Raw genomic sequence first — 10,416 nt, 5'->3', positions numbered from 1 at the left:
GATTCACTAAACTTACTTTTTTTCATTGTCCCTAAATTATAAAACTACATTAATATGCGTAGCTGTTTTCGGGGAAGATTACAGCCCGACCACCACCGTTTCCGGCTTTCCATTATTTCCTGTAAGAGGGTATTATTTGGTTCTTGATACAACAATCTGATACGCTTGACTATAAAATCACGGAGCATTTCGTAAGCTCGGAATGCTGCAAACAGGTGGTCGAGATCGGTGGAAAATTCGGGGTCATCAGGTATCAGCTCCCTGCCGGGAGGAAAGAGCGACCTGTTCCGGCGAAGAAAAAAATCCCTATCCTTGGATTTTTCATCCTTTAAGTAATATTGATAGTGGAAGGCGTGCTGTTTGAAAAAACGGTCGAACACCTCCATTTCGTTCATATAGTAATCTCGTCTCATTTGGTCGGTACCGATTGGGGTCGCTAAAAGTATATGGTGTAGTTCTACGACATAGATGTTCCATGAACAAAAGCGAGGTTTGGTATATTTAAAGAATACTATTTCATCATGATCATCCTCAAACGGATGACGCCTTATACGTTCTTTTAAATCATTAATGGTGGTCGTGATACAGGAGAGCGATTCATTAAGGTTCTCCACCGATTCCCTGATCGGCCCATTGATAGCTCCCAATTGCTCCAGCATACCGGAATATAGATTTTCGGTTTCCATTGCTGACATAGTTTAATGCGCTTTTGTTCCCTCTCGATACGACCACTCGGTCGTATAAAACAAAATTAGGCGAATAATGAAGGGTAGCTACCGCATATTATACCTATTGATATATGTACATTATGCGTATTATTTCTCACTTTTTGGTTGCCAAACAGTATCCGTTTTCGATGACATTAGGAGGATATTAAGATGGAGTGTTGAGTTTTTCAAGAAGTTCCTCACGGGAGGTAACGCCCATCTTTAGGAAAATTCGTTCGGTATGCTTGTCTACCGTTCGGTCTGAAATAAATAGTTTGTCTGCGATGTCTCTCCGTCGCAAGCGGTGGCACAGCAAAATGGCGATTTCAATCTCACGGGGAGATAACAAGTTTTTTTGACAATTGAGTTTAATCGTATCGGTATCCATTACCAGCTGACGAAGATTTTCCAATTGTTTCTGCTCCGCCCTGTCCAATCTGATGTCTCGGTATAGCAATAGGGTGCTTACTGCCATAAACCCGAAGTTGGCAAATAACGTTTCCGATAGTTGACCAAATTGATAGTAGACTACCATTGGCATCAGCGACCACGGCAACATAGCTATGTAAGCAGCCAACCTTTCTGCAAATAGACTTAAGCTGTAATCGTTTTTTCGATAAGAAAAATGAATTGATCTACCTATAGTTATCAGTAATATGGCAGAGTATATTCCGGGAATCAAAAATCCATATCGACGGGCGAAGTCAATGTCTTCATGTATGGAGTAGCCTACAACGAAAAACAGGAAATAAGGCAACAGCATAAACATAGGTATTCCATAGATAGCATGAAAGCGTAGCTTTTTCAGTTCAAATGCTTTATAGAAATACAACGGGTAATAAGAGGCGACAGTAAAGCCTATTCCTGTAACGATAATGTTCTGAATATATATTGGAATAGCATATCTGGGATCGGGCAATAATCCATTGATCGTATTAAGCATGATCATGAGAAGCAATAGCCCGATGTACCACAACCGTGTCCTGTCGTATGGACGTGCTAAATAATATGCCCCTTGTGCTCCAAGAAGAATAAGTTCTATAACGATAGCCACTAATGTGACAGTATGCATTTGTGTACAGCCGATATTCATAGGTTTCATTTTTGTCATTCTCTATTTAAATAATGACCTATCTAAGTGGGGCTGTCATATTGCTTAAAGAGGTACTGGTATACCTAATACACAAAACAGACAAGCCCGCACTTAGGCAGGCCTGCACTTGTTCCCGTGTATTTTTAAAAATTACCAGTTTTCTTTAAGCGGAAGCGTGTGCACGCTAATTTTATTAATACTTTTTAACGCAGACCGTGTAACCTTGTTAGCGATTAGCGTAATTGATTATCATATGTATTCTCTTAACAATACCTGAAATTATCTTGTCTCTACGGTATTCTCTGTAAAATAAAACAAAACTTGCTCCCAATTTACAATATCCCACCATTTATTGATATAGTCGGCCCGCTTATTCTGATAGTTCAGGTAGTAGGCATGCTCCCAAACATCGAGTCCCAAAATAGGAGTTCCTCTAAATGGTGACACATCCATCAACGGGTTGTCCTGATTGGGTGTTGATCCGATTTTTAACTGATTGCCATCTTTGACCAGCCATGCCCAACCCGATCCAAACTGCCCCAATGCTATTTTACCAAATTGTTCTTTAAACGCTTCGAAAGATCCAAAGCTATTGTCGATGGATTGGGCAAGTTGTCCAATCGGTACATTGTTCTGCGACGGTTTACGGAGGATAGACCAAAATAGTTCATGGTTGAATGCGCCTCCGGCGTTGTTGCGGAGCTTTGTAGAATATTTGGATATGCGGGAAAACAAATCCTTTGCACCAGTCGCCAACATATTTTCGTCCGAGATCGCTTCATTGGCATTCTTCACATAGGCACCATAGTGACGCTCATAGTGGATCTGCATAGTTAATGCATCAATCACAGGCTCAAAATCATTAAATGAATAGGTAAGCTTTGCAAGCTCGAACTTAAAATTGCTGTTTACCGTTGCCCCTACGATATTATCTGCAAATGATTTATTGGCCAGCAATAGACCCGTAGCGAGTGTTAAACTTCCTTTTACAAAGTTTCTTCTATTTGTGGTTTTCATGATAAATAGATTTTCGTTATCAATTCGATTTTGCGTCTTCCTGTCTTAAGTATTCCAATATAGATTTTGCTTCCTGTTCGTTCAGACCTACACTGATCATCATGCTTTCATATTTGTCTTTTAGGGCCAATGCATCTGGATCTTTTTCGAACATTTCTTCGGTATTCAGCATCAGGTTTAAAATCCATTCCGGCGTTCTTTTCTTCGTTATGCCTTTTAACGCAGGGCCGAGTTTATCTTCGCCGTATTCGTGGCACATGGTGCACCGCACGATAAACAGCTTGTTGCCCTCATCTGCCACAGCTTGGTCAAATGCGGGCTGTGTAAAGGATGTGATAGGCCCGATCCCTTTGTTTCCCTCCTTAAGGTAATCGTGTATCACCAATTCTTTCGGTTCTTCAGCTGTTGGATCTGTTGATGCTTCCGAAGTTTTTGTCTTTGGATTGTTGTTACAGGCAATAACCGTAGCTATAAGACCAATGGCTAATAAAACATTAAAATTCTTCATATCTGTTTATTTTTTGTAGTAAAATCAAAAGGAGAATGATACATGGGTCATAAAACGATTTTCTGCCTTTATCCGTCCATCTGCAAGATTTTGGCTGATCGGAGTCTGGAAGTTTCCACCGATAGAAAATCTGCCGGCATTGACCTCAATACCTGCAATACCCATGGTAGAGTGGCCACCGGACTGGGCTACGTCAAAACGGTTGTAAAGCACATCTTTGGGTTGCGTTTCATAGAGCACACCTGCGTTGGGAGAAATCCGGACTTTGTTCTGAATATTAAATTTGTAATATGCCAAAGCATTCATTGTAAACTTATTGGCATAACGGTATTCATGCTTGTTTTCGGTATTGATCTTGTAGGTCGCATTCACATTGATACCGGCGTCCATCAAGCGGATGTCGTAAGCGGCGTTGATCATAAAGTCGGCACTCGCTGTCCCTAACTGAAAATTGTTCGGTGCGCCCATTTCTGCACTGGATTGCTCGCTGGTATCGTACTGACCTGTAGGTGTTTTTATCCCGGCACCGATCCAAAGAGATTGCATCAGCAATTTGTTGGATCCAGTCGTTCGGACATCATCCAGAAGCTTGTAATGCCCCATCACAACAACGTCGCCGAGACCGTTTTTCTTGCCTGTTTCCATATTGTTGTTTCCGATAGTACGCTCATTAAAACTGTACGGAACGATCGCCATCACCCGCCAGCGCTCTCCAAAATTCCAAGCCCCCCAAAGTTCCATCGTACGGTAGGTCTCATGCGTTGAGTTCGGCGTACGGATACCGTTAGAACCCAAGTGGGTCTGTAATCTATTCTGCTGATAACGTAATCCTATAAAACGTTTGGTAAAGTCCGGTAAGATACCCATATAGTAGCTTCCTACACCGCATCCGCAGACATCACAGGCTGCTGACTGCGGTATATTTGCAAAAAGTGCGACAGCGGATAAAATCGATAGTATAATTTTCTTTCTCATATCCTAATCATTAATTGACGATAAAATCAGAGCCAAATGGTTCTGAAAGTAATTTGTTTGACAGAAACGTGGGGTCTTCCAATGTTTTTAGGAAGGCCATCAGATCTGTTTTTTCTTGTTCAGTCATGGTAATGCCCAACGTGCCGTCAGCTTGTCGGAACAAGGGATCCAATGTCGGTGAATCTACCATGTCATGACGGTAGTGGTCAAGCATCCTGCTCACGGTCAGATAACGTCCGTCGTGTGTGTAAGGTGCTGTGAAGGAGAGGTTGCGCAGTGATGGCACCTTGAATCTGTATTCATCGTTCTCATTTCCGCTCACTATGGCACGCCCTTTATCATCACTACGGTTGGGACGTATTCCGTTGTTGCGGTAGCTTAGATCCGTAAAAAGAGGTTCTTTGTGACAGTTTGCACAGTTATTCTGAAAAAAAAGATAACCCCGTTTTTCTGAATCCGAAAACGAAGCCCCATCTTCCTTGCGCATAACCTTATCGTACTTGGAATCACTACTGGTCGCCATGAGCATAAATTGTGATAAGGCCCTGAAAAACAGTACATCGGTAATCTCCTCTGTTCCGAAGGCTTTCTTGAAGAGAGCGGGATACTCTGGACGTGCCCTTAATTTAAGCAGGACGTTGGTCACGGTCTCGTCCATCTCCACTTCGCTGTGTATCGCATTTGCTGGAGAAAAGTCAAGATCAAATACACCTCCATCCCAAAAGAATTCACTGTGCCAGGCAAGGTTCATGATCGGCATCGGGTTGCGCGTTCCCAGACGGTCGTCGATCCCATGGCTTACGTCGTGTCCATGGTGTGTAAATCCTGCGCCTTGTATATGACAGCTCCCGCAGGCAATCGTATTGTTTCGGGAAAGCCGTGGTTCATAGAAAAGTTTTTTTCCTAATTCGAAGCCGTCTTTGGTCACCGGATTTCTGGAAAGGTCATAGGCCGGTTTCGGAAAATTTGAAGGCTGCACAAAGCCCAGAAATATTTCCTCCTCCTCTATAATGTCATTTCCTTTTTTACAGGCCCATATCAGGCCAAGAATTAAAGTAAGCACCCATATCTTTTTCATCTCTTCTTGGCATTGTTAATTAGAGGATAGCTCCGCCTCACTTCTCACATAGTTTTCACTGTGGTCGTGTGTAAACAGGGACGAAAAATTTCCGGCAATATTTCCGCTGTCTTCTTTATTGAACATCACGTTTGGCTTATCTGCAATGCTCAACTTATAGGGCCCGTTAAAGATCTGCATCACATCGACCATCAGATGCACATTGCTCCTTAGACCTTCCCTTACATGCGCCAGATGGTCACCGCTTGTCTGGGTAAGATCTACGGTGATCACCTTAATGTTGTTCATGGCTTCGGGATCATCAAATGGATACCCAAAACCTCCGATATGATATTTGAACTGTTTGTTCCCCGTCGGATCGCCCTGCTGATCGTCCGACACCACATCACTGTTCCCTTCCAGCTTGAAGAATATATATCCCTGGCTCCATGTCCAGAACATGCCTGCATGTCCTTCTCCGGGATTAAAGGACAGCACACCCGTTCTGCGTTCCATCGGCATCATGTTTCTTTCCTGATCGACCCCGATCATGAATTCAACTTTAGTATAGTCTCCTTCGGGAACCTTGACCTTCGTAAATCGTGTCGATCTATCGGATCCATCCACCAGAAAATAGCTATCGTCCTGCGGAACGGTGTAACTACTTCCATCAGCTTTGTATAGCTTGATGTTGCTGATATAGTACATTAGGATACGTATGCTGAACTGTTCGCCCTTTTCGTTTCGGTACAGATAGCTGGGATCGATATAGAACCGGTCTTCTCCGACGATGTGGTCAAATTCAATGGAAAAATCACCCATCTTATTCTCATCGATAATATCGTCGTCCTTTTTACAGGCCGATAGCAGCAGGCAGCACGTTATACATGCGATCACCATGCTCTTCCAGTCTCGTTTTATCATTTTCTCTCTCATATCATTTATTATAGGGATTTGAAAACTCCCTGTTGTTTAAAAATTTCTCGTCGGTCAGTGCATGTAAAAATGACTTGATTTCTTCGACCTCTTGGTCCGTCATAGGTATCCCTACCTTGTCATTGTTCTGGTATAATGCAGCATCGGTAACAGGCGTGTCTTTGATACCGAATCGATAATGATGGAGTACTTCATCTATTGTCTTGAAGCGCCCGTCATGCATATAGGGGGCACTGACCATCACGTTGCGCAGCGTCGGTGTCTTGAAAGTTCCCAGATCCAATGGATTGTAGGTAATACGGTATCTGCCCCAATAAATGCCCTCATGCGATCCATCACCAAAATCATCGTCTATACCGTTATTGTGAAAACCATTATCTGTAAAAAGTTCTCCCGCATGGCAACTGCTACACTTTTGTCTGACCAGATTTAGTCCACGAAGCTGATCGGCAGATAACGCATCCGGCTGTTCTCCCCGACGATATAGATCGTACGGAGCATCAGCCGAGATCAGTATGCGCTGAAATTGCGATAGGGCCATCGCCGTGCGATGTTCACTTGGTAGTTCGCCAAAGGCTTTCTGAAATAACCCCACATAAGTAGCATCTGCACGCAAACGTTCCACAAGCACAGGTAGATACATTCCCATCTCGTCGGCATGCGTTAGCGGGCCAAATGCCTGCGATTCCAGGTTGGTCGACCCGCCGTCCCAAAAGAACCCCCTGTCTGTCCATGCGAGATTGATCAGTGTGGGCGAGTGTCGCTCCAAAGGCTTGCCCGATACACCCGCTGTGGTGAGTGCCACGCCATCAGAAAAACCTTTTCCCTGGTGGTGGCAGCTTGCACAGGAAACCTGCTTATTAGCGGACAAAAGAGGATCATAAAAAAGCCGTCGGCCCAATTCAACACCCGCTTTGGTCAGTGGATTGGATGGAAGACCGGTCTTTGGGTCAATAGCAGATTCGACCGCTTGGGGAAAAAAGGCAGGTTGACGAAACGCAAAAGGAGTCTCCTCCTCATCGGCAATGGGTAGTTCATCATCCTTTGAGCAGGATAATAGGACAAACAACCCCACCAAAAAGGCGAAGACTCCAATGATATATCTATTTCTTACTGCGATATGCATTAATTTGCTTCCACGGAAACAGAACTTGCTTCTTTAAATGTCAACGACTTACTTAGAAACGTATCGCGAAGAGCTATCATCAGGTCTTTTTTGTTTTGACTGATGCTGTTATTGACCCACGGTAGATCGGTCGCCGATAGCAGCTCTTTTACATCCACGTTAAAAGTGACTTTCCCTGAGTTTTGGGCATCAATTTTTAATGGTGTTGTCAATTCGACAGTTTTTCCGGCACCGTCAAACAGTTCATTTGAACCCGTTTCCCATGACAGCGCTTTAGAAGTTGGGGTTCCCTCTGCCCAATGGATAGTACCGGCTAAGGTCAGGAATTTGTAACTGGTGAACCACATCCATCCATCGCTAACCCCCATGCCGTTCAGCGAACCCAGTTCGCCTGCGGTCAAAGCAATATTGTCATTGTATTTTTGATCTACACCGATAGAGAATTTTATAGCTTTGTATTCACCGGAAGGAATATCTTTAATAATTACTTCCTCTCGCTTGGTTGCCGGATATTTTTCTCCGTTGACCAAATGCTGTACAGCTATTTCATTTGTTTCCTCCACCAGATAATAGGAATCCGCTATGGCATGTTCTTTATTGTCATTATCGATCAATTTGACATTGCTCACCCAATAGCGGAGACGGCTGAATTCAAATTCCATATCATAAGTTCCACCGGAATTGACCAGTTGGTAGGGATATTTCTTGTTTAGTTCGAAGTCAGACTCGCCATACCGGGCATCAAACGTCAGCGACAAAGCTCCTGCCTGATCGGCATAAACAATCTTTTCAACTTCTTTAATTTCGGTTTTTTCACAGGATGTGAATACCAACGCAGCAATGGCTGCAAAAAATAAATTCTGCTTTTTCATTTTTCTTGTTATTATATATTGATTTGCTATTTAACTTCTACAGGAAATACCAGTTCCTCCTGTGATACTTTTTCTCCTTTTTTGAACAGATTCACTTTGATTGTCCAAGGGCCTTTCATGGTAAAATTGACTATCCCACTATACCTTCCACTGCCTTTGCCAACGGCAGCCTTATTATCGGGAGAGCCATGTCCCATATCCGGCATAAAAGGCTCTATTTCTACCGTATAGTTGTCCAGCGGTGGAAAAGCCTCATGCTCCATCTTGTGCAGTGTAAAGTCAATAGGCTGACTTCCAGTTTTTACCTCATTGGGCAGCAATAGACTAACGAACACACGGCCGTCATCTTTGGTGCCAACAGGGATAGTCCTTGCATACTTTGCTTCTGAAACGGGCAGCAAAAAGGATAAACTATCTGTTTTATTGAGGACAGCATTCAATATCCAGCCCTTGCCCATATCCTTCATATTGGCCATGATAAAAACCACTTCGGCCTTGAAAAGTCCATTGCCCATATCCATTACTGGATAATACGGTCCTCCGTGCGACATCATACCCATGTCCATGACAACGTCATAGTCAAGCTGCACGTCCGTAGCTGGACTCCCATCCTGATCCGTGACCTGAATGTAGATGGTTTCGTTTTTGCTGGTCAGACTATCCTTTACCAGTACGTTGATCTTTTTGTCCGTTAATGTAGTATCTGCTATTTTGGTTAAAGCTGTTATATCAACCAACGTATTTGTTGTGTCAACAGCTTCTTCCTGTTGTTGGTTCTGAGCATTGTTTCCGCACCCCGACAAGCTGTACACCAATGCTATAGCTGCCATGCTAAAGAGCATAGACGTCTTTCCTAAGTATATTGATTTCATTTTCGATTTTATTCAATGCCAAAATCGCTGTATTGGCCACCTAAAAGTTAAAAGCATCTTCGGTTAAATACAGCCCTATTAATTTTATAGAAATTGATTAGGCGTTGAATCGAGGAGGGCGGAAGTTATTCTTGAAATGTATAAAACTATAGTAAGCGTTATAATAGGCAATATATTTGTTCTCCAATCGGATGGATAGGCTTTCGGGCATTACAAGCCAAGCTTGCATCACGCAGAGAAAAGTTTCGTATTTTACGTTCTGCGGAAGACTTTTATCGGAAGATTTCTCCTCCAATGCTTTGAGCTTTTTCATCAGTACGCACTGACCATTGCAATGCATTTGAGGTCTTGCTCTATTTTCGCAAAGTTCTTTTGTAATATAGGATCGGTTGCTTTCAAACCACACAAATACCCCCATGCTCCCCAGACATTGGTAAGCAAGGGATACAAGTAATAGGAATGAAATGACCCTTTTCAATTCAGTTTATATTTTAAAATTGTGCCAATAATTTACGGATGTCTTCTATGGCCTTTTTCGCTTCATCTTCACGGGTGCCATCGTAAACACCCCTTACGTGTCCCTTGGTATCCACTAATGTAAATGCACCACTATGGTCAAAGCCTCCGGGAATGTCGGGGTTTTCCTCAGCATATGAAAAGTAACCCTCTTTTCCTGCAATATGGTAGACAGCGTCCTGAGGGCCATTTAAGAAGTGCCAGTTTGACGGTGCGCCAAGTTTAACGGCGTAATCTTTTAGCACAGCCGGCGTATCGTGTTTCGCATCAATCGTGTGCGATAATATCATTAAACGCTCCTCGTTTTCAAACTCTTTTGCGATGGTCAACATATTTTTAGCAAGTAGCGGGCATATCGTCGGACAACGTGTAAAAAAGAAGTCTGCCAGATATATCTTGTCCGCTACATCATCATTGGATATCCAGACACTGTCCTGATCCACAAACCGGAATGCAGGGATTTTATGGTAAATGGTATCGGTAACGGTCTTCCCATCTTTTTCGATCGAAACAATTTCTTTCTCACCCACAATAGGGAGATTCCCGTCAGCACCTTGTCCACCACAGGCATGAAGGATAGCAATGCTAAAAAGCAAATACCATACTTTAAGAATTTTAAATGACTGCATATGTTTTCTATCGTATATTCGAACGCATTAAAATTGCATACAAAGTTACCACTCTATATATTTTCAACTATTTACATAAGCGTGCTATTGATGTAGGTTTTCGTGCAT

At 43.0% G+C, this 10,416-nt stretch carries 12 protein-coding genes; all 12 read right to left on the bottom strand.

Going from position 1 to position 10,416, the window contains the following annotated elements:
• Positions 1-44: 44 nt before the first annotated feature.
• On the bottom strand, positions 45-695 hold the full coding sequence (locus tag IEX60_RS18305; RefSeq protein ID WP_188752858.1) for an RteC domain-containing protein: 651 nt from the start codon (positions 693-695) through the stop codon (positions 45-47).
• Positions 696-873: 178 nt separating this feature from the next.
• A complete protein-coding gene (locus tag IEX60_RS18300; RefSeq protein WP_188752857.1) occupies positions 874-1,818 on the bottom strand; it encodes a helix-turn-helix transcriptional regulator in 945 nt (314 codons plus the stop codon).
• A 261-nt stretch (positions 1,819-2,079) separates the two neighbouring features.
• Positions 2,080-2,817, bottom strand: coding sequence for a superoxide dismutase (locus IEX60_RS18295; RefSeq protein ID WP_188752856.1), 738 nt, complete (start codon positions 2,815-2,817; stop codon positions 2,080-2,082).
• A 19-nt stretch (positions 2,818-2,836) separates the two neighbouring features.
• Complete coding sequence (locus tag IEX60_RS18290) at positions 2,837-3,325, bottom strand: c-type cytochrome (protein ID WP_188752855.1); 489 nt, start codon at positions 3,323-3,325, stop codon at positions 2,837-2,839.
• A 24-nt stretch (positions 3,326-3,349) separates the two neighbouring features.
• Positions 3,350-4,300 (bottom strand): transporter family protein, encoded by a 951-nt coding sequence (locus IEX60_RS18285; protein ID WP_188752854.1) that lies wholly within the window; start codon positions 4,298-4,300, stop codon positions 3,350-3,352.
• 10 nt (positions 4,301-4,310) lie between these two features.
• Positions 4,311-5,378: a cytochrome-c peroxidase gene (locus tag IEX60_RS18280; protein WP_188752853.1), complete on the bottom strand. Its 1,068-nt coding sequence runs from the start codon at positions 5,376-5,378 to the stop codon at positions 4,311-4,313.
• Positions 5,379-5,393: 15 nt separating this feature from the next.
• Entirely contained in the window at positions 5,394-6,293 is a 900-nt protein-coding gene (locus tag IEX60_RS18275; protein ID WP_229717633.1) for an MbnP family protein, read from the bottom strand.
• Position 6,294: 1 nt separating this feature from the next.
• Positions 6,295-7,419 carry a cytochrome-c peroxidase gene (locus IEX60_RS18270; protein ID WP_188752852.1) on the bottom strand — a complete coding sequence of 375 codons (1,125 nt, stop codon included), beginning with the start codon at positions 7,417-7,419 and terminating at the stop codon, positions 6,295-6,297.
• Positions 7,419-8,291, bottom strand: coding sequence for an MbnP family protein (locus IEX60_RS18265; protein WP_188752851.1), 873 nt, complete (start codon positions 8,289-8,291; stop codon positions 7,419-7,421). Before IEX60_RS18265 ends, IEX60_RS18270 begins: the two co-directional genes overlap by 1 nt.
• A gap of 26 nt (positions 8,292-8,317) precedes the next feature.
• Entirely contained in the window at positions 8,318-9,163 is an 846-nt protein-coding gene (locus IEX60_RS18260) for a FixH family protein (protein WP_188752850.1), read from the bottom strand.
• A 97-nt stretch (positions 9,164-9,260) separates the two neighbouring features.
• Positions 9,261-9,476: a hypothetical protein gene (locus IEX60_RS18255; RefSeq protein ID WP_188752849.1), complete on the bottom strand. Its 216-nt coding sequence runs from the start codon at positions 9,474-9,476 to the stop codon at positions 9,261-9,263.
• Positions 9,477-9,654: 178 nt separating this feature from the next.
• The gene (locus tag IEX60_RS18250; protein WP_188752848.1) at positions 9,655-10,308 is read right to left on the bottom strand and encodes an SCO family protein; all 654 of its coding nucleotides are present in this window, start codon (positions 10,306-10,308) and stop codon (positions 9,655-9,657) included.
• Between the last annotated feature and the right edge of the window lie 108 nt (positions 10,309-10,416).

It is taken from the genome of Parapedobacter defluvii (assembly GCF_014642075.1).
In the GTDB taxonomy this organism is placed as follows: Bacteria; Bacteroidota; Bacteroidia; order Sphingobacteriales; family Sphingobacteriaceae; genus Parapedobacter; species Parapedobacter defluvii.
This window is presented reverse-complemented; position numbering and strand designations above follow the sequence as displayed.